Annotated in this window: 23 protein-coding genes; 8 read left to right on the forward strand and 15 right to left on the reverse strand. The window is 70.6% G+C overall.

Going from position 1 to position 20,312, the window contains the following annotated elements; genetic code table 11:
* Nucleotides 1-92 precede the first annotated feature (92 nt).
* Nucleotides 93-722, forward strand: coding sequence for an ABATE domain-containing protein (locus OG302_RS15020; RefSeq protein ID WP_371527265.1), 630 nt, complete (start codon nt 93-95; stop codon nt 720-722).
* Here OG302_RS15020 and sodX read toward each other — a convergent pair.
* Nucleotides 626-1,066, reverse strand: coding sequence for a nickel-type superoxide dismutase maturation protease (gene sodX, locus OG302_RS15025; RefSeq protein ID WP_371527266.1), 441 nt, complete (start codon nt 1,064-1,066; stop codon nt 626-628). The two genes, OG302_RS15020 and sodX, sit on opposite strands and share 97 nt — an antisense overlap.
* 144 nt (nt 1,067-1,210) lie before the next feature.
* Here sodX and sodN point away from each other — a divergent pair, with 144 nt between their 5' ends.
* The gene (gene sodN, locus OG302_RS15030; protein ID WP_160507177.1) at nt 1,211-1,606 is read left to right on the forward strand and encodes a superoxide dismutase, Ni; all 396 of its coding nucleotides are present in this window, start codon (nt 1,211-1,213) and stop codon (nt 1,604-1,606) included.
* An 84-nt stretch (nt 1,607-1,690) separates the two neighbouring features.
* Here the strand turns inward: sodN and OG302_RS15035 are convergent, their stop codons facing one another.
* Together OG302_RS15035 and OG302_RS15040 are read right to left on the reverse strand one after the other, a co-directional pair.
* A complete protein-coding gene (locus OG302_RS15035) occupies nt 1,691-1,984 on the reverse strand; it encodes a hypothetical protein (protein WP_371527267.1) in 294 nt (97 codons plus the stop codon).
* 32 nt (nt 1,985-2,016) lie between these two features.
* Complete coding sequence (locus OG302_RS15040; protein WP_371527268.1) at nt 2,017-2,667, reverse strand: LysE family translocator; 651 nt, start codon at nt 2,665-2,667, stop codon at nt 2,017-2,019.
* A 174-nt stretch (nt 2,668-2,841) separates the two neighbouring features.
* Here OG302_RS15040 and OG302_RS15045 point away from each other — a divergent pair, with 174 nt between their 5' ends.
* Nucleotides 2,842-4,866, forward strand: a complete 2,025-nt coding sequence (locus OG302_RS15045; protein WP_371527269.1) for a GTP-binding protein — start codon at nt 2,842-2,844, stop codon at nt 4,864-4,866.
* Between the two features lie 43 nt (nt 4,867-4,909).
* On the opposite strand, the gene OG302_RS15050 is transcribed toward OG302_RS15045, so the two are convergent.
* A complete protein-coding gene (locus tag OG302_RS15050) occupies nt 4,910-5,863 on the reverse strand; it encodes a sigma-70 family RNA polymerase sigma factor (protein WP_371527270.1) in 954 nt (317 codons plus the stop codon).
* Between the two features lie 71 nt (nt 5,864-5,934).
* Between OG302_RS15050 and OG302_RS15055 the strand changes: the two genes are divergently transcribed.
* Complete coding sequence (locus OG302_RS15055; RefSeq protein ID WP_371527271.1) at nt 5,935-6,402, forward strand: pyridoxamine 5'-phosphate oxidase family protein; 468 nt, start codon at nt 5,935-5,937, stop codon at nt 6,400-6,402.
* A 37-nt stretch (nt 6,403-6,439) separates the two neighbouring features.
* On the opposite strand, the gene OG302_RS15060 is transcribed toward OG302_RS15055, so the two are convergent.
* The 10 genes from OG302_RS15060 to OG302_RS15105 form a co-directional block, all read right to left on the reverse strand.
* Nucleotides 6,440-7,570, reverse strand: a complete 1,131-nt coding sequence (locus OG302_RS15060; protein ID WP_371527272.1) for an HAD-IA family hydrolase — start codon at nt 7,568-7,570, stop codon at nt 6,440-6,442.
* A complete protein-coding gene (locus tag OG302_RS15065) occupies nt 7,567-8,091 on the reverse strand; it encodes a hypothetical protein (protein ID WP_371527273.1) in 525 nt (174 codons plus the stop codon). The genes OG302_RS15060 and OG302_RS15065 overlap by 4 nt, the downstream gene beginning before the upstream one ends.
* Nucleotides 8,092-8,185: 94 nt before the next feature.
* Nucleotides 8,186-9,094: a hypothetical protein gene (locus OG302_RS15070; protein WP_371527274.1), complete on the reverse strand. Its 909-nt coding sequence runs from the start codon at nt 9,092-9,094 to the stop codon at nt 8,186-8,188.
* 147 nt (nt 9,095-9,241) lie between these two features.
* Nucleotides 9,242-9,601, reverse strand: coding sequence for a GntR family transcriptional regulator (locus OG302_RS15075; RefSeq protein WP_371527275.1), 360 nt, complete (start codon nt 9,599-9,601; stop codon nt 9,242-9,244).
* Nucleotides 9,602-9,605: 4 nt separating this feature from the next.
* Nucleotides 9,606-10,697: a DUF1648 domain-containing protein gene (locus tag OG302_RS15080; RefSeq protein ID WP_371527276.1), complete on the reverse strand. Its 1,092-nt coding sequence runs from the start codon at nt 10,695-10,697 to the stop codon at nt 9,606-9,608.
* A gap of 301 nt (nt 10,698-10,998) precedes the next feature.
* A complete protein-coding gene (locus OG302_RS15085; RefSeq protein ID WP_371527277.1) occupies nt 10,999-11,613 on the reverse strand; it encodes a dihydrofolate reductase family protein in 615 nt (204 codons plus the stop codon).
* 96 nt (nt 11,614-11,709) lie between these two features.
* Nucleotides 11,710-12,474: an ANTAR domain-containing protein gene (locus OG302_RS15090; RefSeq protein ID WP_371527278.1), complete on the reverse strand. Its 765-nt coding sequence runs from the start codon at nt 12,472-12,474 to the stop codon at nt 11,710-11,712.
* Between the two features lie 57 nt (nt 12,475-12,531).
* Entirely contained in the window at nt 12,532-13,161 is a 630-nt protein-coding gene (locus OG302_RS15095) for a GNAT family N-acetyltransferase (RefSeq protein WP_371527279.1), read from the reverse strand.
* Between the two features lie 281 nt (nt 13,162-13,442).
* Nucleotides 13,443-14,531 carry a family 2 encapsulin nanocompartment cargo protein polyprenyl transferase gene (locus OG302_RS15100; RefSeq protein WP_371527280.1) on the reverse strand — a complete coding sequence of 363 codons (1,089 nt, stop codon included), beginning with the start codon at nt 14,529-14,531 and terminating at the stop codon, nt 13,443-13,445.
* Nucleotides 14,532-14,627: 96 nt separating this feature from the next.
* On the reverse strand, nt 14,628-16,034 hold the full coding sequence (locus tag OG302_RS15105) for a family 2B encapsulin nanocompartment shell protein (protein WP_371527281.1): 1,407 nt from the start codon (nt 16,032-16,034) through the stop codon (nt 14,628-14,630).
* Between the two features lie 254 nt (nt 16,035-16,288).
* Here OG302_RS15105 and OG302_RS15110 point away from each other — a divergent pair, with 254 nt between their 5' ends.
* The 3 genes from OG302_RS15110 (at nt 16,289) to OG302_RS15120 (ending at nt 18,313) form a co-directional block, all read left to right on the forward strand.
* Nucleotides 16,289-16,537 carry a hypothetical protein gene (locus tag OG302_RS15110; RefSeq protein WP_371527282.1) on the forward strand — a complete coding sequence of 83 codons (249 nt, stop codon included), beginning with the start codon at nt 16,289-16,291 and terminating at the stop codon, nt 16,535-16,537.
* A 137-nt stretch (nt 16,538-16,674) separates the two neighbouring features.
* Entirely contained in the window at nt 16,675-17,265 is a 591-nt protein-coding gene (locus tag OG302_RS15115; protein WP_371527283.1) for an N-acetylmuramoyl-L-alanine amidase, read from the forward strand.
* 109 nt (nt 17,266-17,374) lie between these two features.
* On the forward strand, nt 17,375-18,313 hold the full coding sequence (locus OG302_RS15120; RefSeq protein WP_371527284.1) for a 1-aminocyclopropane-1-carboxylate deaminase/D-cysteine desulfhydrase: 939 nt from the start codon (nt 17,375-17,377) through the stop codon (nt 18,311-18,313).
* Here the strand turns inward: OG302_RS15120 and OG302_RS15125 are convergent.
* Complete coding sequence (locus tag OG302_RS15125; RefSeq protein WP_371527285.1) at nt 18,292-19,890, reverse strand: Na+/H+ antiporter; 1,599 nt, start codon at nt 19,888-19,890, stop codon at nt 18,292-18,294. The two genes, OG302_RS15120 and OG302_RS15125, sit on opposite strands and share 22 nt — an antisense overlap.
* Nucleotides 19,891-19,935: 45 nt before the next feature.
* Here OG302_RS15125 and OG302_RS15130 point away from each other — a divergent pair, with 45 nt between their 5' ends.
* Complete coding sequence (locus OG302_RS15130) at nt 19,936-20,196, forward strand: UBP-type zinc finger domain-containing protein (protein ID WP_371527286.1); 261 nt, start codon at nt 19,936-19,938, stop codon at nt 20,194-20,196.
* Nucleotides 20,197-20,312 lie beyond the last annotated feature (116 nt).

Below are 20,312 nucleotides of genomic sequence, written 5' to 3' on the forward strand. Positions count from 1 at the left end.
CGTACGTAATACGCTCTCGTAATACCCTAGAAGCACGCGCAACTGTTACTCACGCACCTGACGAAGATAGCCCGCCCCGGTAAGGACTACAAGTGGAACTGGCCTATTACTCGGACTACGCCGTACGTCTGGTCAACAGCGAGGAGCCGGGTCGCAACAAGGACACGCTGACGTCGGTCGAGGCGGTCCGTCAGCTGTTCGGAGGCAGTTCGCAGGCGGCTCGTCGCGCCACGGACTCCGACGTCACCCGCTTCCGCTCGGTGCGGGCGAGGCTCAGGTCGGTCTTCGAGGCGGCCGACGGCGGCGACGAGACCCTCGCGGTCGACCTGCTGAACTCACTCCTGATGGAGTTCCCGGTCAGCCCGCAGATCTCGGGCCACGACGACCGGGACGACGAGGGCAACCCGCTGTGGCACATGCACCTGGCGGACCACCCGTCGAACGCGACCTCGGGGTACGCCGCGATCGCCGCGATGGGCCTCGCCTTCCACCTCACCGAGCACGGGGTGGACCGTCTCGGCCTGTGCGAGGCAGCGCCCTGCCGCAACGCCTATCTCGACACGTCGACGAACCGCTCCCGACGTTACTGCTCGGACCGCTGTGCGACCCGCGCCAATGTCGCCGCCTACCGCGCCCGCAAACGCCTGGAGACGGAGCGGTCGGGCAGCACCGGCCGCGCGGCCGACACGGCCCAGCGCAGCAGGCTGAACGGCGAGCGCTGACCGGACCTGAACCGGGGCGGGCGGTAGCGGAACCACACCTTCCCCAGGACGAGTTCCTCGGGCACCGTGCCGTAGTCCGTGCTGTCCCCGCCCGCGTACGTGTTGTCCCCGAGCACCCACCAGCCACCGTCGCGCCGCCCGGCGGCGCGCTTGACGACCAACAGGTCCTGCTGGAACGGATGGCGGAGCACCACCACGTCACCCGCTCGGACGCGTGCGCCCCACTGCACCACCAGACGGTCCCCGTGGTACAGCGTGGGCACCATCGAAGGGCCGGTCACCTCGGCCGCGCCCAACGGCAAGATGGCCCTTCTCCGTTCGCTCTCCTGCGACAGCTCCGGCATCACCGCACCTCCCCGGTCCTATCCTCCACGAGTCCCAGTCTGACCCTGGACTTTTGTCCTAAGCCCATGGGGGCACTCGCGAAAAGCCGCCTCTCACGGAGTAATGTCCCACCTGAGAAGACGATCACGAGGAAGGACCGCTGCATGCTTTCCCGCCTGTTTGCCCCCAAGGTAAAGGTCAGCGCCCACTGCGACCTCCCCTGCGGCGTGTACGACCCGGCCCAGGCCCGCATCGAGGCGGAGTCGGTCAAGGCCGTCCAGGAGAAGATGGCCGCCAACGACGACGCGCAGTTCCAGACGCGCGCCATCGGCATCAAGGAGCAGCGCGCGGAGCTCGCCAAGCACCACGTGTCGGTGCTCTGGAGCGACTACTTCAAGCCCCCGCACTTCGAGAAGTACCCGGAGCTGCACCAGCTGGTCAACGACACCCTGAAGGCCCTCTCGGCCGCCAAGGGCTCGTCGGACCCGGCCACGGGCCAGAAGGCGCTGGACTACATCGCCCAGATCGACAAGATCTTCTGGGAGACCAAGAAGGCCTGACCCACCGGTCAGCCTCTGTCGCAGAGCGCACACGAGAGCACCCGGCATCCGCGCGGAGCCGGGTGCTCTCTGCGTTGCGTCGCGTCAGCCCTGCAGGGCCGCGAGGCCCTTGTGCAGGTCCTCCGCGTTCATCACCGGGGAGATCTCGATCTCCGCGCCGAGCTCCAGGAAGAACGGCTCGGCGATGGACGGCATCTGCGAGCTGTCCTCCATGTCGAAGACGAAGGTGGCGGTCCGGCCGCCGTCGCCGGGCCCGAAGTACGCGGCTTCCGGTTTGAGCTGTTCCGTCACCGACTGCATGATCTTCGGCAGTGTGCCGTTCTTGATCGCCTCGTTCGAGATCTGTGTGTCCAGACGCGCTCTCAACATGACCCTCATGGCTCTCACTTCCTCCCTTCAAGAATCCCGCATCAGGCCCGATCGTGCAGCGCCAGGTTCGCGGCGAAGCCCAGGAACGCCACCCCGCTGAACTGCTCCAGGCGGCGCCGGAACGCCGGCCGGCGGATGCGCTCGCCCAGCGCGGAAGCCGCGTGGGTGACGAGCCAGTACCAGAGCGCGAGCTCGGCCACGTCGATGGCCGTGAGCAGCAGAGTCGCGCTGAAGACGGGGGCGCCCGCCGGGATGAACTGCGGGATCAGGCTCATGTAGAACAGCCCGGCCTTGGGGTTGAGCAGATTCGTGCCGAGGCCGGCGCGGAAGGCGGCCCAGCGGTTGCGGGGAGTGACGGGCGAGGCCGCTTCCCCGTCCTGCGCCTCCGCCGCCCCCTCCCCCGCCCGGCGGCGGGCCCGCCACAGCGCCGTGCCTCCCAGCCACGCCAGGTAGACGGCGCCCCCGATGCGCAGGGCGTCGTACGCGAAACGGGACGCCGTCAGGAGTGCCGTCAGGCCGATCGCCGTCGCCGCACCCCAGGCCAGGCAGCCGGTGAGGATGCCGAGCGCGGCGGCGAGACCACCGTCACGGCCGTGCGCCACGGAGGTGCGCAGGACCAGGAGCGTGTCCAGGCCCGGCGTGACGTTGATGATCGCGGCGACGCCCGCGAACGCGAGTGCGGAGGTGAGCATGGCAGGAGGCTAGGGCCCGCCGTGCCGTCCCGCCGCCCGATAAATCAGTTGCCGCCGCACACCGTCCCCTGTTGCACTCTGCCTACACCCAGACCCGTCAAGGAGACGCAATGCGCCGTTGGTTCATGTCCAGCCAGAAGGGAATCGCCATCAACCCAGAGGACATGACACTCAGTGCATACGTCGAGCACGTCCACCACCCTGAACCTGGGGATCCTGGCGCATGTTGACGCCGGCAAGACCAGCCTGACCGAGCGGCTGCTGCACGCCGCCGGTGTCATCGACGAGATCGGTCGCGTCGATGCGGGCAACACCCAGACCGATTCACTGGCCCTGGAACGGCAGCGCGGGATCACGATCAAATCCGCCGTCGTCTCCTTCGCCGTCGACGACGTCACCGTCAATCTCATCGACACCCCCGGCCACCCGGACTTCATCGCCGAGGTCGAACGGGTGCTGAGCGTGCTCGACGGCGCCGTACTCGTCGTCTCCGCGGTCGAGGGCGTCCAGGCGCAGACCCGTGTGCTCATGCGGACACTGCGGCGGCTCCGCATCCCCACGCTCGTCTTCGTGAACAAGATCGACCGCCGCGGCGCACGCCACGAGGATCTGCTGCGCGACATCTCCGAGCGGCTCGTCCCGGACATCGTGCCCATGGGGGCGGCCCGCGGCCTCGGCGGTCGCGACGCGGCCTTCGTGCCCTTCGACAGCGGTGATCCCTCCTACACCGCCCGCCTCGTCGACGTACTGGCCGCGCACGACGACGCGCTGCTCTCCGCGTACGTCGACGACGAGACGGAGCTCCCCTACCGGCGGCTCCGCGCCGAACTCGCGACGCAGACCCAGCAGGCGCTGGTACACCCGGTGTACTTCGGTTCGGCCGCCACCGGCGCGGGCGTCACGGAACTCATCGCGGGCATCCGGGAGTTGCTGCCCTCCGAGGACGGCGCCCCGCTCGCCGGCGAACCGGCGTCCGGCACCGTCTTCAAGGTCGAGCGCGGGGACGCCGGGGAGAAGATCGCCTACGTACGGATGTTCGCGGGGACGGTCCGCACGCGCGACCGGCTGCCTTTCGGCGGCGGGCGCGAGGGCAAGGTCACCGCGGTGAGCGTCTTCGACCGCGGGTCCGCAACCCCGCGCGAGGGAGTCACCGCGGGGCAGATCGGGAAACTGTGGGGGCTCGGCGACATCCGGATCGGCGATGTCGTCGGCGTACCGCACGAGGACGGGGTGGGCGGCGCCGGCCGGCACCACTTCGCGCCGCCCACCCTGGAGACCGTCGTCGTCCCCACCCGCCCCGGCGACAAGGGCGTGCTGCATCTCGCGCTCGCCCAGCTCGCCGAGCAGGACCCGCTGATCGACCTGCGGCAGGACGACCTCCGCCAGGAGGTGTACGTGTCGCTGTACGGCGAGGTCCAGAAGGAGGTCATCCAGGCGACCCTCCTCGACGAGTACGGAATCGACGTCGATTTCCGCGAGACCACGACCATCTGCGTGGAGCGCGTGACCGGCAGCGGGTCCGCCTTCGAGATCATCGACAAGGACGACAACCCCTTCCTGGCCACCGTCGGGCTGCGCGTCGATCCCGGCCCGCCCGGTTCCGGCGTGGAGTTCCGCCTGGAGATCGAGCTCGGTTCGATGCCGTACGCGTTCTTCCGCGCCGTCGAGGAGACCGTGCGCGAGGCCCTCCACCAGGGGGTGCACGGGTGGGAGGTCAGCGACTGCGTCGTCACCATGACGCACTCCGGGTACTGGCCCCGGCAGAGCCACGCGCACGGCACCTTCGACAAGAGCATGTCGAGCACGGCCGGGGACTTCCGGCAGCTGACCCCGCTGGTCCTCCTGAGCGCGCTGCGGCGGGCGGGCACCCAGGTGCACGAGCCGCTGCACCGCTTCCGGCTCAGCGTGCCGGACGACGTGTTCGGGCAGCTCCTGCCCGCGCTCTCACGGCTGCGGGCGGTCCCGCACACCCAGACGGCGCGCGGGGCCTCGTACGTCGTCGAGGGCGAGATCCCCGCGGCCCGCGTGCACGAGCTTGAGCAGCTGCTGCCCTCGCTGACGCGCGGCGAGGGCGAGCTGGAGTCCGCCTTCGAGCGGTACCAGCCGGTCCGGGGCGAGGCCCCCGACCGGCCGCGGACCGACCGCAATCCGCTCTGCCGCAAGGAGTACCTGCGGGAGGTGGCGGGTGTCCGGCGCTGATTCCCGGTCCGGCGCCGGGACCTTGTCCGGCGCCGGATCCCGGTCAGCGCCGGAACGCGGGCAGGTTGAGTGCGCGCACGCGGGCGGGGTCGACGAGGATGTTGAGTTCGACGATCCTGCCGCCCGCGATCGTGAACTCCATGACCGAGACGACCTCGCCGTCCGGCACTCCGACCGCGCCGACACGGCCGTTGATGAACGCCAGCTCGGTGGTCGGCGCCCCCTTCGAGAACATCGCCGCCTGCCCGGCCACCACCGACGCGCCCCGCACCAACTTCGAGAGCCCGGAGGCGAGTTCGCCGGTGTCGGCCCGCAACACCACATCCGGGTCGAGCAGTTCGAGCAGCGCGTCGAAGTCGCCGCCCCGCGCCGCCGCGAGGAACGCGCCGACGACCTCGCGCTGACGTACGGGGTCGTTGTCGGGCGTGGGCGCGGAGTCCTGCACCCGGCGGCGGGCCCGGCTCGCGAGCTGCCGGGTCGCGGCAGGGGTGCGCTCCACGATCGGGGCGACCTCGTCGAAGGGCACGGCGAACATGTCGTGCAGCACGAAGGCAAGGCGTTCGGCGGGCGCCAGCGTCTCAAGGACGACGAGCAGCGCGAGGCCGACCGAGTCGGCGAGCAGCACCTCCTGCTCGGGGTCGACCACGTCTCCCCAGCTCACCACCGGGTCCGGCACATGCGTGTCGAGGGCGAGCGACAGGGAGTCCTCGCGCCGCGACTGCCGCGTACGCAGCATGTCGAGGCAGATCCGGCCGACGACCGTGGTCAGCCAGCCCCCCAGGTTCGCCACCTCGCTGATGTCGGAGCGGCTGAGCCGGATCCAGGACTCCTGGACGGCGTCCTCGGTCTCGTTGAGCGAACCGAGCATGCGATAGGCGACAGCCTTGAGATGCGGCCGGTGCTCCTCGAAGCGGGCGGCCAGCGCCTCACCCTGCTCCACGGCCACTTTCCCGCTTATGGCTGCTTTCCGGTCGACCGCTGCTTCATTCTGGTCCATCTGTCACATTCCCTCGTCGCGATACGTCATGGAAGTGACGCACCGTGCCAGCGCACTTGGAGGAAACAGTAATGAACGCGGAGACGGCAGGCCCCCGCACGCCCGAGCAGCGCAAGCGCGACACCCTGCACCGCCTCACCCACGACGTCGACGCCTGGGTGGCCACGGCCGACGCGGACAGCGGAACCCCGTATCTGATCCCCCTGTCCTTCCTCTGGGACGGCGAGAGCCTGCTCGTGGCCACACCGGACGCCAGCGTCACCGGCCGCAACCTCCGGGCGGCCGGCAAGGCGCGGGTCGGCGTCGGTCCGACCCGCGACGTCGTGCTCATCGAAGGGGCCGTACGCGCCCTGGGCGAGGACGAGTTGACCCGCGAGGTCGCTGACGCCTTCGCCGAGAAGACGGGCTTCGACCCGACCAAGCTCACCACCCTGTACACCTACTTCCGCATCACTCCGCAGCGGCTCCAGGCCTGGCGCGAGGCCGATGAGCTGGAGGGCCGGGAGCTGATGCTGGGCGGGCGGTGGACGGTGCGGTGAGCCCCGTCGGGACCCCCGGGGCGCCGGGGGTCCGGGGTCAGTCCCGGCCGAGCAGCGGGGCCAGCGCCGCACGGAGGTCGTCGGGCCCGGTGTAGTGCAGCCCCGCCATGCCGAGCGCGACGGCGGCGTCCACGTTCTCCTTGCGGTCGTCCACGAACAGGCAGCGCTCGGCGGGGACCCCCGTGCGCTCCACGGCGATCTCGTAGATCCGGCGGTCGGGCTTGACGATGCCGACGTCCGCGCTGCTGACCACGGTGTGCGCCAGGTCGGCGATGCCGAGCTCGGCCAGGTCCTGGTCGAGCCAGGGGGTCGCGTTCGTCACGAGCGCCACATGCAGGTGCGCGCGGGCCCGCCTGAGCAGGTCCACCACGGTGGCGTCGGCGGAGAAACCGGCCTCGGCGAGGGCGGTACCCAGGGCGTGCCCGCGCTCGTGGGGCACCCGGTCCGCGAGGCCGTGCGCGATGGCCTCCACCCACTCCTTCTTGCCGCTGTGCCCGAGCATCAGTGGCATGTCGGTCTCGGGCGCGAAGGCGATCTCGGTGGTGCTGCCGTGGGGAAGACCGGCGGCGCGCTCCATCTCCTCAAGACCCGACATGTCGTAGAAGCGGATCACGCCGTCGAGGTCGCAGAGCACGGCGTCGAACGGAAGCGGCTCCGGCTGTGCGGGCGTCACGGGCGTCACCGGCGTCACCGGCGTCACCGGCGTCACCGGCCAGGCGAAACGCAGCTTCTCCTTGGCTTCGGCGCCGATGCGGCCGTAGAAGCGGATCGCGCCCTCGTTCCACGCGGGCGTCTGCCACTGGACCTCGGTGAGGCCCAGGGCACGGGCCTGTTCCGCCACCGCGTCCGTCAGGCGCTCGCCGAGGCCGAGGCCCCGGTGACCGTCCCGCAGGAAGAGGCAGTCCATGTGGAGGTACTCGGCGCCGTCCCAGGTGGAGATCTCCGGCGCGCAGGTGGCGTAGCCGACGACCTCGCCGCCGGGCAGCTCGGCCACCAAGCAGCGCAGACGCGGGTCCGGCACCTCGAAGAGGAGGGCGTGCAGACGCTGTTCCAGACCGGGGGCGGGCGGGGTGCCCTTCTCGTACGCGGCGTGCTCGGCGACGAGTTCCACGATGCGGGGGAGGTCGGCGGGGCGGGCGTGGCGCACGAGGGGCGCGTCGTACGTCATCGCAGGTCCCCCTCGATGACGTCCTGGCCCCACGCGGTGAGCCGCTCGGGGAGGGTCCCGCTCCCGTCGAGCACGTGCCGGACGTAGGCGTCCCGCTCATGCGCGAGCACGGCGGCCTCCCACACGCAGGGCGCGAGCCCCGCTCGGCCCGGCCGCAGCTCACCGGGGTCGTCGACGGGTCCGACGAAGACGGCGAGGTCGGACATGTAGCCCTCGATCCAGCTGTGCACGAGGACGTAGTCCCCGTCACCGCCCGCGTGCACGATCAGCACGGCGAGCCCTGCCGACCCACGGGCGCCACCGAGGCCCAAGTACGCCCCTGCGATCGCGAGCGCGGACTCCTCGGCCCGCGCGGTCACCTTCCGTCCGGGCGCCTCGACGGCGTACGTCTTCACGAGGTGCCCGCCGGCCTCCCGGACCCCCAGAGGCCGTGCGGTGCGTGCGTGATGGCCGTCGGCGAGGGCGAGCAGCCGCCCGGTGTCGACAGCCGGAGGAAGCTGATCCAGCTCGGTCATGTCCATGAGCCCATGATGCAGATGTCCCCTGTTTCGCGTGAGTCGGGTGTGGGCTGTCCATGGGCCACTCCTCAAGCGGCGGCTGCCCCGCCGGTCCCCGCTACTTCTCGGCGAGCACTTGCTTCACGTTGGCCCGCAACCGTTCCTGGTCCGCGCGCACCGCGTCGTACACGTCCTTGTGGCGGGCCACATCCGCGCGCTGCTTCTCCTCGCGCACCGCCCACCACACACCGGCCGTGTTGTGCTCGCGCTTGCACTCGACGTCGGCGGTTGCCGTGGCCCGCTCCTTCTCCGTCCGGCCGGTGTTGCCGCCGTGGTCGTTCCCCCGGCTCCACGCCTTGTCCCGGAACGCGTCCTCCGGGGTCTTGTAGTGCTTGATCCCTTTGCTCTCCAGGCACGCGGACCAAGTGGCGAGGGCCTTGCGCACCTGCTCGTCCTTGATCACCGCCTTGTCCACGGCCTGGCTCCGCTCGGACGCGTACGTCCACATGCGCGTCTTGTTCCGCACGCCTTCGCTGAGACGATCGGCGCCGCTGCTCACGCACCCGCCTCTCTCTCCGGGCTTCCGGCTCATTTCGTGCATCGCCTCGTACTCGTCATCCGTCATGGCGCGGCCCTTCGGTCGCGCGGGATCGGTGAAGGACCGCTTCGGGTCCCAGCCGTAGCCCCAGCGGCGGGCGCTGTCGAGGTCGAGCTGCCCGTACGGATACGACGTCATCGCCACGGCGATCAGCGAGTACGACGAAGCCATCTTCTGCTGCCCGGGATAGAGGGGGAAGTCCTCGAAGCCGAGCTTCCGCATGCAGCGCTGCGTCATGCGCGCCTGCGCCTCGGTATGGCGGCGGCTGTCGCGATGGCTGAACTCGTAGCGGTCGAGGGGCAGTTCAGGTATGTCCTTGGCCTCCTTCACGGAGGGGATGCCGGGATCTCCCGAGCCTCCCCCTGTCGCCCCGGACCCGCATCCCGCGAGCCCCACGACCACCAGCCCCGCGACAGTCCACCGGGTCATCGCACTCCGCGTCGGCCCCCACAGCCCCATCGGTCCGTCCCCTCCCCAGGTGACTCACGTACCGGAACCGTCGGACCATACATCCCGTCTCGCGTCGGACCCTCAACACCCCGCGTCAGTCAGTCCGGTTGAGGGGCCGCTCGGTCGTCACGCCCTCAGTGCCGTGTCCACCAGGGAACGCACCTCGTCCTCCGAGAGGCCGAGCTCCAGCGCGTCGGCGACGAACGCCCGCACCCGCTGGCCGAGTTGGGCGCGGGCCTGCGCCGCGGCGCCGTCCACGACGATCGCCCCGCGGCCCCGCCGGAGCTCGATCAGGCCCTCATCACGCAACTGCTGGTAACCGCGCAGCACCGTATGGACGTTGACCCCGAGGGAGTCGGCGAGCGTGCGTGCGGCGGGCAGCCGTTCATCCGGCCGCGCGGAGCCGTCGACGACCGCGCGGCGCGCGCACGCGGCGATCTGGTCGGCGAGAGGCACCGACGATGTCGCATCGATCCGGAACAGCATGCTGTCAACGCCGCCCGTCGTCCGTGCGGTTCATGCGGTCCGCCTGGCCGGTGTGGTCCGCGTGGCCCGCCCGCTCCACCAGGGTGTTGAGGAGCGCGGCGGCCGTCGCGGAGTCCTCGACCGTGACGGCGAAGTCCTTGCCGTTCGCCCGCCGGACCACCAGCGCCTCGCCCGACCGCATGATGACACCGGAGCGCCCGGGGACGATCCGGTAGCCCCAGCCCCCGTAATCCGCGAAGGCGTTGATCTGCCGCGCGTCCGCACGCTCGATGCGGTCCAGGGGCAGCCGGATGCGCGGCCACGGCACCATCCCCGGCGAGACCGTGAGGCCCCGCCGGTCCACGGTGACGCAGGCCCGCGCGAAGGCGGCGATCAGGAGCCCGGGGACGAACAGGGACAGCGGCGTCAGCCAGCCGTCGTCCAGCAGCCACAGGGTGACGATGCCCGCCACCGCCAGCGCGATGCCCGTCCCGCTCAGCACCCAGGAGCCCGTCCGCCGCACCCACCCGGCGACCTCGTCCCGCCCCAGGTCGAGCCGGTCGGCGGCTCCCTGCCCCGCCGTGCCGAGCGGCGCCCGCACATCGGGCAGCGGCACGAACCGCGCGAGTCCGGCGCCCGCGCCCGCCGCGAGCCCGGCGACGGCGACCGCGACGGCGAGGTGCCACAGGGGGAACACCGCCGTGGCGCCGTCGGCGGTGCCACGGTTGGCGACGAGGCTCGCGCCCATCGGCCAGGCCAGGAACGCGGCGGTCGCGAACGCGCCGGCGAGCAGCCCTCGGAACCCGCGCCGGTAGGCAGCGAGGTCGCTGCGCAGGACGAACAGGACGCCCGCCGCGCCGAGCACGACGAACACCCCGACCAGCATCACGAGGAACCCACCGTGCCCGACATAACCGTCCGCCTCGCCGTCGGCACCGAAGTGCCGGGCCAGCCGGTCGGGCAGTTGATCACGGACGGTCGCGTACACCGCCAGGTCGGCGACGAGCCCGAGCACGAAGGGCAGCGCGATGAGCAGCGCGACGCGGGCGCCACCGGCACCACGGGCCTCACGCGCGCCACGGGAGTCACGACGGGATGAGCGAGCAGCCATTGCCATGAAAACCTCCATTGTTCGCATCCTAATAGAACAATGGAGGCGCACGAAAGGGCGCCCACTCGATCCTCGGGTTCAGGCTCGGGCTCGTCCACGCACGCGTCGCACCCCGGGTTGTGGCATGGCCCGGGGCCCCACACAGGGACGTACGCGCCGAGGATCTTGCGTCGCTTGATGGCCGTACCGACAGGCCGTCCGCAGCTCGCGCACACCGGCTCGCTCCGCGGGCGGGGGCCGGAACGGCTCCCATCGCTGCCCATACGTCCAAGGTAGGACGGGTCGCCCCGCCCGGAAAGCCCGGCCGTCAGCGCTTCCTGCGGTACGTCCGTACGACGATGCCGTTCCCGAAGGCCCGGGACGCGTCGAACGCGAACTCACTGACCACCGGCTCCGCCTCCGCGCCCGCACCCACGCCCGCCCCCAGGTCGAACATCGGCATGCCGGTCCCGAGGAGCAGCGGGTACGTCTTGATGACCAGCTCGTCGATCTCGTCCCGCAGCTCCCCCGCGATCCTCGCGCCGCCGCACAGCCAGATGTCGAACTCGCTGACCTCCCGCTTGAGTTCGCGGATCCTCCCGATCACGTCGTCGGAGATGATCTCGACATTCGGGTCGGGCGACTTTTCGAGGGTGGCGGACGCCACGTACTCCCGCAGATGCCCGTACGGACTCGTGACGCCGGCGTCCAGGGCGAGGCGGTAGCTGCCCCTGCCCTGGACGACCGTGTCGAAATGCTTGTTCTCCACGTCTGCGAGACCCAGGGCCCGGCGAACTCCGGTCGGCAGCGTCTCCGGGTATTCCGTCCCGAGGAACGTCAGGAACTCCTCGTCCACATGCGACATGAGGGATTCCATGCCGCCACTCCGGTCGCTGATGAAGCCGTCGATCGACACGGCGACGAGATACACGAGCTTTCGCAAGGGGGGCTCCTGACTCGGAATTACTTCTTCTTGAATCCGGCGGGCCCCAGACTTCGCAGGGAGAAGACCGAGCGCCGAGGGGCGGGAACCGCCACGTCACCCCCGGCGGATTCCCTCCGTGTCGAGCTCCCCCGCCACCACCTGCCGCGCGCACTCCGCGAGCCGCAGGCGGTTCGCGCGCGCGTGGCGCCGCAGCGCCCCGAACGCCTCGTCGACCGTGCACTTCCAGCGCTCGGCGAGCACGCCTTTTGCCTGCTCGATGTCGATCCGGCTGGTGAGCGCCTCCTGCAGCTGGCCGCGCTCCACCTCACTCTGCTCCAGGGAACGCCGCTGCAGTATCGCGATCGTGGCGACGTCCGCGAGGGCCTGGGCGAGCGCGATCTCGTCGGGGCCCATCACCTGCGGCTTCGCCTGGAAGAGATTCAGCGTGCCGAGCGTCTGATCTCCCTGGCGCAGGGGCAGTACCTGCGTCATCGCGTAACCGGCATCCCTGGCGCACGTCGCGAACCGCGGCCAGGTGGTGGTCGCCTCAAGGCCGTTGAGCGCGATGTTCACGTGTGCGACACCGGAGCGGTAGCAGTCCAGGCACGGTCCCTGTTCCCGCTGCAGTGCGAACAGATCGAGCACCCATGCGTGCTCGCCGGACGCCGCGACGAGCTGCAACTCGTCCTCGGGATCCGCCAGCAGGACGCCCGCGACCGAGACGCCGAGGAGTTCCACGCAGCGCACGGCCAGGCTCTGCAAGAACTCGGCTACATCGAAATCCTCGGTCAACGAATCAGCCACCCCCACGAATGCCTCCGCCAGAAGTCGCTCGCGGGACGTGGCGCCGGACACCTGACGGGTCACTTCGTGGGACATGGAGCTCGTCCCCCCCTTCGTTGTGTCCATGGACAACACAGCGGTGCTTGGACGACTTTATGCGAATCGGCCGGTGTCGCCACCGTCCGTGCCGGAAGGTTCGGGCTCCCGCCACATCGGCCACAACTGCGGGCCGTCCGGAAGGTTTATGGCGTTACCGATGAACCGGAATCCGAGCCGCGAGTAGAGCGCGCGACTGCGGCTGCTGCTCGCCTCCAGATAGGCGTGCAGCCCTTCCCGGTCACAGCGTTCGAGTACGGCGCCGATCAGCGCCGAGCCGAGCCCCTCGCCCTGCCGCTCCGGGCTCACGCCGATCATGTGCAGGTACTGGTGGGGCCGTTCGGTCGGGTGCGCCTCGCCGGTCAGCCGGGCGATCTCCTCGATCCGCGCGTTGCCCGGGTCCACGGCCTCGCGCAACTGCGCTGGCCCTTCCTCCGCGTCCTCGTCCGCGCCGGCGGGGACGGACCACCACAGGGCGACGGCCGAGCCGTCCTCCGTGATGTCGACGTAGCCCTCGCTCAGCGCGAGGTCGAGGAAACCGTCCATCAGCGCGCCGTGCCTGCGGCGGCGGTACTCCGCGTCGGGGAAGACCCAGCTGCTCACCGGGTCGTCCCGGAACGCCTCGTCGAGCAGCCGGACCAGGTCCGCCCTGTCGCTCTCCCCGGCCCTCCGGATGACTACGCCCACAGCCCGCCCCTTTGCCCCTCGCCCACGCTCAACTGCGTGTAACGCCCCACCGGTTGCTTCGGTTGCAGCCTAGGCGATCGGGCCCCGGCACACCGGCGAGCCCCGCACCCTGACCGGATCTCGGCAGGATGCGGGGCTCACCGCTCGTGTTCGACGTCTTGTCCGGCCCGTCCGGCCCGTCCGGCCCGTCTTGCCGGGCTGGTCCCTTCTCCGCGGGCAGCCGTACGCCACCGTGTGCTGACGTACACCGCCGTACGGCAGATGCGTGTGCCTCCCTACGCTCAGTGCGTGCGCCGCGTGACGAACTCCGCGAGCGTCAGCAGACTCCCCGCGGCCTCCGGCACCGGCACCGCGCCGGCGAGCTGGTTGATCGCGCGGGACATCCGGTCGCCCGCGTGCAGCAGCGCCCAGTCCCGGCCGCCCGCCGCCTCGACGGCCTGCGCCATGCGGTCCAGGTCGCCGTCGGCCGACGGGCGTCCGTACAGCTCGGCCAGTTCGGCGGCGGCCGGGGTGCCGGAGGCCAGGGCCGCGACCACCGGCAGGGACTTCTTGCGGGCCACGAGATCGGCACGGGCCGGTTTGCCCGTGTGCCCCGGGTCGCCCCAGATGCCGATCAGGTCGTCGATGAGCTGGAAGGCGAGCCCCGCCTCACGGCCGAACCCGTCGAGCGCCTCCACCTCCCTCCGCCCCGCCCCCGCGTACAGCGCCCCCAGCGCGCAGGCACAGCCCAGCAGCGCCCCCGTCTTGGCCTCGGCCATGGCGAGGCACTCGTCGAGCGTGACCTCGTCGGGGCCGCGCCTCTCCAGCGCGGCGTCGGCGTGCTGGCCCGCGCAGAGCTCCACCACGCAGGAGGCCAGCCGGGCGGCCGCCGCCGGGGCCCCGGGGTGCGGGTCCTCGGCGAGCAGCCGCTGCGCCAGCGCCTGGAGCGCGTCACCGGCCAGGATGGCGTCGGCTTCGCCGAACACGGTCCATGCGGTGGGCCGGTGCCTGCGGGTGGTGTCCCCGTCGATGACGTCGTCGTGCAGCAGGGTGAAGTTGTGGGTCAGCTCGACCGCTGTCGCGGCCCGGACGGCCAGGGCCTCGTCCCCGCCGAGCGCCCGCACCGCGGCGAGCACGAGCGCGGGCCTGATCGCCTTGCCCGCGTGCCCGGCCGCCGGTGTGCCGTCCGCGTGTTCCCAGCCGAAGTGGTAGAGCGCGATGCGGCGCATCGCTCCGGGCAGCGAGTCGATCGCCCGGCGCAGCTCCGGGTCGACGCGCAGCCGCGCCGCCGCCAGGATCTCCGCCGCTTCGGGCGCATCGTGCCCCGCGTGCCCTTCGCGCTCTTCGTACTCTTCGGGCTTCTCCGTCATGTCCGTCGTCGTGTCCGTCATGGACTCACCCCGGGGAGGATGCGGACGGTGGCGGTTCCTGGGCCTGCGGGCGCGTACGGAAGGGGTGTACCCGGCGGCGCGCCCGCAGACACGGCCTCATCGCCAGCGGCCGATCTCGACGTTCTCCAGCACGCCCAGCGCGTCCGGCACCAGGACCGCCGCGGAGTAGTAGGTCGACACCAGGTACGAGATGATCGCCTGCTCGCTGATCCCCATGAAGCGCACGGACAGGCTCGGCTCGATCTCGTCCGGGATACCGGTCTGGTGCAGGCCGACGACGCCCTGCTCCTCCTCGCCCGTACGCATGCAGATGATCGAGGTGGTGCGGGCCTCGGTGACCGGGATCTTGTTGCACGGGTAGATCGGCACCCCGCGCCAGGTGGGGATGCGGTGGCCGCCCATATCGATGGTCTCCGGCACGAGGCCGCGCTTGTTGAGCTCACGGCCGAACGCGGAGATGGCGCGCGGGTGGGCCAGGAAGAGCTTCGAACCCCGCCTGCGGCTGAGCAGTTCGTCCATGTCGTCCGGGCTCGGCACGCCGTCGTGCGGCTGCAGCCGCTGCTCGTACTCGCAGTTGTTGAGCAGGCCGAACTCGCGGTTGTTGATCAGCTCGTGTTCCTGGCGCTCCTTGAGCGCCTCGACCGTGAGCCGCAGCTGCTGCTCGGTCTGGTTCATCGGCTGATTGTAGAGATCGGCCACGCGCGTGTGGACGCGCAGCACGGTCTGGGCGACGCTCAGTTCGTACTCTCGCGGCGCCGATTCGTAGTCCACGTACGTGCCCGGGAGCACGGCCTCGCCGATGTGTCCCGAGGAGAGGTCGATGGGCGCCTCGCCGAACTTGTTGGTCCGCTGGGCCGGGATGGACCGCAGCCGCCGCAGATGCTCACGCAGCGAGTCCGTGCGCTCGGCCACCTGCTCCAGGTCCTGGCGGGGCAGGGTGAGCACGGTGCACGCGGTCACCGCGCGCGTCGTGTACTCCCAGATGGCCTCCGGGTCGAGCAGTGCCTGCTCGCCGAAGTACGCACCGTCGGCGAGCGACCCGAGGACCGTGTCGTCGCCGTACGGACCGGTGCCGATCTTCTCGACCCTGCCGTGCGCGAGCAGGAACACCTCGTCGGCCTGGCTGCCGAAGGAAGTGATGACCGACCCCGCGGCGAACTCCCGCTGCTGGCAGCGTCCGGCCAGCTCCCCCAACACCTCGATGTCCTCGTAGTCCCGCAGGACCGGCAGCTCACCGAGCTCCGCCGGGATGACCTGCACCCGGTCCCCGGTCTTCACGAACGTCACCCGGCCGTCGCCGACCGAGTAACTCAGCCTCCGGTTCACCCGGTACGTACCGCCCTGCACCTGCACCCACGGCAGCGTCCGCAGGAGCCAGCGCGAGCTGATCTCCTGCATCTGCGGCGCGGACTTGGTGGTGGTGGCCAGATTCCGCGCGGCCGATGTACCCAAGCTCTGCTGCGGCTCGGACCGTTCCGCACGGACCTCTTCGCCTACCGACATTGGCAATGCCCTCCCGATCAAGCGCTGATCTGCGCCGACAACCCTTCCAGCACGGCGAGTGCGGGCGCCATTACACAAACGAGCGGGAATAGATCGGGCGATACGGGGCACTCACCCGCGTACCAGGAACGGGGCCGCCGGGGGCGGGGAACTCCAAGATCCGTGCATCCGTTGAACAGGACACAACGGCCGATACTCTTCGTACAGATTTGCACCGATCAGCACCATTCCGCACCAATTCGTAGGAGACGGCAATGGCAGGCTTCCTGGATCGCGCCAAGGAACAGGCGCAGCGCGGACTCACTCAGGGCAAGCAGAAGATCGACGAGGTCCAGGCGCAGCGCACAGGCGGCGACCTCCTGAAAAAGCTGGGCGCCGCGTATTACGCGCAGCAGCACGGCACGGGAACCCCTCAGGCCACACAGCAGGCCCTGCAGGCAGTGGAGGCACACATCGCGACGAACGGCGACGCGTTCCCGCACAGCGGCGACCACCGCGGCTGACCAAATCGGCTCGCACGGTGCCCGAACAGCAACGGAATACGTCCGAACAGCTGGTCCGGGCACCGTGGTTCCGGTAAAAGCGGACATACAAGGCGGTCCGCGATCGGCGGCCGTCGTGCTCCGCAAAGGAGTCCGCCATGGCCCCACCCATGTCCGCGAGCAGGTTCCTCGACGTACTCAGGGACGAAGGGGCGACGGTCGTCGAAGTCGGTGACTGGACCCACCACAACCGCAACCACAAGGGGCCGTGGGGGCCCGTGCACGGCGTGGTGATCCACCACACGGTCACGTCGGGCAGCGAGCGCACGGTGGAGATCTGCCGGGACGGGTACGCCTCGCTGCCCGGCCCGCTCTGCCACGGTGTCATCACCAAGGACGGCCGCGTCCACCTCGTCGGGTACGGCCGCGCCAACCACGCGGGCCTGGGCGACGACGACGTCCTGCGCGCGGTCATCGCCGAGAAGAGGCTCCCGCCGGACAACGAGGCGAACACCGACGGAAACCGCCACTTCTACGGCTTCGAGTGCGAGAACCTCGGCGACGGCGAGGACCCGTGGCCCGATGAGCAGCTGGCGGCCATCGAGAGGGTTTCCGCGGCCATCTGCCGTCACCACGGCTGGACGGAGCGCTCGGTGATCGGCCACCTCGAATGGCAGCCGGGCAAGACCGACCCCAAGGGCTTCACCATGGACTGGATGCGGGACCGCATCGGGGAACGCCTCAAGTAGGTCCAACGCCCGGGAGCGACGCCTTCGGCACCAGGAGCATCTCACGTCGGCGGACCAGGGCCATGGCCGTGGCCGTGCCCGCCGGCCCGGTGCCGGGCAGAATGGCGGGGTGAGCACCACCCCGCCGACCACCCCGCGCCCCCGGCTCCCGTCCCCGCTCCAGGAGCTCAGGGACGACCGGTTCGCGCGGCACGGCGTCACCCTCACGCTCAAGCGGGACGACCTGATCCACCCGGACCTCCCCGGCAACAAGTACCGCAAGCTCTTCCTGAACCTGGACGCCGCCGTCGCGGCGGGGCACACGGCCCTGCTGACCTTCGGCGGCGCCTACTCCAACCACCTCAGGGCGACCGCCGCGGCGGGCCGCCTCCTTGGCCTGCGCACCATCGGCATCGTCCGCGGCGACGAACTCGCAGGCCGCCCCCTGAACCCGTCGCTGACGCGATGCGCGGCCGACGGGATGCGCCTGCACTTCGTCGACCGGACGACGTACCGCAGGAAGACCGACCCCGAGGTCCTTGCCGCTCTCCTGCGCACGGCAGGCGCCGAGGACCCCTACGTCATCCCCGAAGGGGGCAGCAACTCCCTGGCCGTGCGGGGCTGCACGGCCCTGGGCGAGGAACTGCGCGGGCGCACCCACACGGCGGCCGTGGCCTGCGGCACCGGCGGCACCCTGGCCGGCATGGCCGCGGGCCTCGCCCCGGACCAGCGCGCGCTCGGCATACCGGTGCTCAAGGGCGGCTTCCTCGGCCCGGAGATACGGGCGCTGCAGGAGCGGACCTTCGGCGCCCCCACCGCCAACTGGCACCTGGACGAGCGCTTCCACTGCGGCGGCTACGCCCGCGCCTCCCCCGAACTGACCGCGTTCGCGGACGACTTCGAGGACCGGCACGGCCTCCCCGTGGAGCGCGTCTACGTGGCCAAGCTCCTCTACGCGCTGACGGCTCTCTCAGAAGAGGGCGCTTTCCCTCCCGGCTCCGTGGTCACGGCAGTGATCACCGCGACGGAGCCGGCGACCGCCGCGGATCAGTCCTCGACCTCGCGATAGGCCGCCGCCTCCTCCAGGTCCAGCTTCCGCAGCAGCGTCCGCATCATCTCGTCGTCGATGCGCCGCTCGTCCCGCATCTTCACGAACACCTCGCGCTCCGCGGCGATCGCTTCCCTGGTGAGTCGGCGGTAGGTGTCGTCGGCCGACTCCCCCGTCACGGGGTTGGGCTGCCCGAGCCGCTCCCACACGGAGTTGCGGCGCCGCTCCAGGACGGTGCGCAGACGGTCCTGAAGGGGCTGTGGGAGGCAGTTGCGCTCGTCCTGCATGAGTTCGTCCACCCGCTGCTCCGCGGCCTGCGAGGCGGCGTTCTGCGCCTGCGCCTCCGCGAGTGTCTCCGCCTGCGCGTCACGCCCCGGCAGCTTCAGGACCCGGATCAGCCACGGCAGCGAGAGCCCCTGCACGACCAGTGTGCCGATCACCGTGGTGAAGGTCAGGAACAGGACGAGGTTGCGCGCGGGGAACGGCTCCCCGTCGTCCATGACGAGCGGGATCGAGAAGGCGATCGCCAGCGACACCACTCCGCGCATCCCGGCCCAGCTGACGATCAGCGGACGCCGCCAGTCCATGTCGCTCTCCCGCTCCTTGATGCGCTTCGACAGCATCCGCGGCAGATAGGTCGCCGGATACGACCACACGAAGCGCGCGAGGACGACCAGGAAGAAGACCCCCAGGGCGTACCAGGCCGCCTGGATGCCGCTGTACTCGCCGAGCCCCTTGAGCACGACCGGCAGTTGCAGGCCGATGAGCGCGAAAACCGCCGACTCCAGGATGAACGCGACCACCTTCCACACTGCGGCCTCCTGGAGCCGCGTCTCGAAGTCGACCTCCCAGGAGCGGTGCCCGAGGAACAGGGCGACGACGACCACGGCGAGCACTCCGGAGGCACCGACCTGCTCGGCGGCGGCGTACGCGACGAAGGGGATCAACAAGGAGAGGGTGTTCTGCAGCATCGCCTCCTTCATGTGCCTGCGCAGCCAGTGGAGCGGCACCATGAGGACGAGCCCGACGCCGACCCCGCCGACCGAGGCGACCAGGAACTCCTGGATCCCGCCCGCCCAGCTCGCGCCCTCGCCGACCGCCGCCGCGAGGGCGACCTTGTAGGCGGTGATCGCCGTCGCGTCGTTCACCAGCGACTCGCCCTGCAGGATCGTGGTGATCCGTGACGGCAGCCCCACCTTCCGCGCGACGGCCGTCGCCGCCACCGCGTCCGGCGGCGCGATCACCGCACCGAGGACCAGTGCGGCGGTCAGCGGCAGATCGGGGATCAGCAGATACGCGAGATAGCCGACGGCGAGGGTCGCGAACAGCGTGTACCCGACCGAGAGCAGCGCCACGGGTCTGATGTTGGCGCGCAGATCGAGGTACGAACTCTCCAGGGCCGCGGTGTGCAGCAAGGGCGGCAGGATCAGCGGCAGCACGATGTGCGGGTCCAGGTGGTAGTCCGGGACCCCGGGCACATACGCGGCCACGAGACCCACCGCGACGAGCAGCAGCGGCGCGGGCACCGGCGTCCAGCGCGCGGCTCCGGCCACCGCGGCGCTCGCCGCGATCAGTGCCACCAGGGGCAGTACGTCCATCGGTCAGGCCTCCGCGACACGTGTTCCCGTCGTAACCTGGCAATCATGAACGAGTGCCCGCACGTCGCAACGCTGCCGCACCCTGAGCCCGCACCCCTGAGCGAGACCTGCCTGGAGTGCCTCGCGGTCGGCAGTCACCCGGTGCAACTGCGGCTCTGTCTGGACTGCGGCCATGTGGGCTGCTGCGACTCCTCGCCCTTCCGGCACGCGACGGAGCACTTCAAGGACACCGGACACACGGTGATGAGAACGTTCGAACCGGGCGAGAGCTGGCGTTGGTGCTTCGTCGACGGTTCGATCGTCTGAGGCCTGGGTACGTCAACCCGACGCCCGTACTCTCCAATTGGGACCGCGAGACCCCTAGCCACTCTCCGTACCCTTAGGCTTACTATGAGTGACAGCAACGGAGCGGGGTCCCCGGG

It is taken from the genome of Streptomyces sp. NBC_01283 (genome assembly GCF_041435335.1).
In the GTDB taxonomy this organism is placed as follows: domain Bacteria; phylum Actinomycetota; class Actinomycetes; order Streptomycetales; family Streptomycetaceae; genus Streptomyces.

Excerpts from the sequence above, each read along its gene's own strand:
- sodX (WP_371527266.1), bottom strand. The coding sequence starts at position 1,066 with ATGCCGGAGCTGTCGCAGGAGAGCGAACGGAGAAGGGCCATCTTGCCG.
- sodN (WP_160507177.1), top strand. The coding sequence starts at position 1,211 with ATGCTTTCCCGCCTGTTTGCCCCCAAGGTAAAGGTCAGCGCCCACTGC.
- OG302_RS15035 (WP_371527267.1), bottom strand. The coding sequence starts at position 1,984 with ATGAGGGTCATGTTGAGAGCGCGTCTGGACACACAGATCTCGAACGAG.
- OG302_RS15040 (WP_371527268.1), bottom strand. The coding sequence starts at position 2,667 with ATGCTCACCTCCGCACTCGCGTTCGCGGGCGTCGCCGCGATCATCAAC.
- OG302_RS15050 (WP_371527270.1), bottom strand. The coding sequence starts at position 5,863 with ATGGACCAGAATGAAGCAGCGGTCGACCGGAAAGCAGCCATAAGCGGG.
- OG302_RS15055 (WP_371527271.1), top strand. The coding sequence starts at position 5,935 with ATGAACGCGGAGACGGCAGGCCCCCGCACGCCCGAGCAGCGCAAGCGC.
- OG302_RS15060 (WP_371527272.1), bottom strand. The coding sequence starts at position 7,570 with ATGACGTACGACGCGCCCCTCGTGCGCCACGCCCGCCCCGCCGACCTC.
- OG302_RS15065 (WP_371527273.1), bottom strand. The coding sequence starts at position 8,091 with ATGGACATGACCGAGCTGGATCAGCTTCCTCCGGCTGTCGACACCGGG.
- OG302_RS15070 (WP_371527274.1), bottom strand. The coding sequence starts at position 9,094 with ATGACCCGGTGGACTGTCGCGGGGCTGGTGGTCGTGGGGCTCGCGGGA.
- OG302_RS15075 (WP_371527275.1), bottom strand. The coding sequence starts at position 9,601 with ATGCTGTTCCGGATCGATGCGACATCGTCGGTGCCTCTCGCCGACCAG.
- OG302_RS15080 (WP_371527276.1), bottom strand. The coding sequence starts at position 10,697 with ATGGCAATGGCTGCTCGCTCATCCCGTCGTGACTCCCGTGGCGCGCGT.
- OG302_RS15090 (WP_371527278.1), bottom strand. The coding sequence starts at position 12,474 with ATGTCCCACGAAGTGACCCGTCAGGTGTCCGGCGCCACGTCCCGCGAG.
- OG302_RS15100 (WP_371527280.1), bottom strand. The coding sequence starts at position 14,531 with ATGACGGACACGACGACGGACATGACGGAGAAGCCCGAAGAGTACGAA.
- OG302_RS15105 (WP_371527281.1), bottom strand. The coding sequence starts at position 16,034 with ATGTCGGTAGGCGAAGAGGTCCGTGCGGAACGGTCCGAGCCGCAGCAG.
- OG302_RS15110 (WP_371527282.1), top strand. The coding sequence starts at position 16,289 with ATGGCAGGCTTCCTGGATCGCGCCAAGGAACAGGCGCAGCGCGGACTC.
- OG302_RS15115 (WP_371527283.1), top strand. The coding sequence starts at position 16,675 with ATGGCCCCACCCATGTCCGCGAGCAGGTTCCTCGACGTACTCAGGGAC.
- OG302_RS15125 (WP_371527285.1), bottom strand. The coding sequence starts at position 19,890 with ATGGACGTACTGCCCCTGGTGGCACTGATCGCGGCGAGCGCCGCGGTG.
- OG302_RS15130 (WP_371527286.1), top strand. The coding sequence starts at position 19,936 with ATGAACGAGTGCCCGCACGTCGCAACGCTGCCGCACCCTGAGCCCGCA.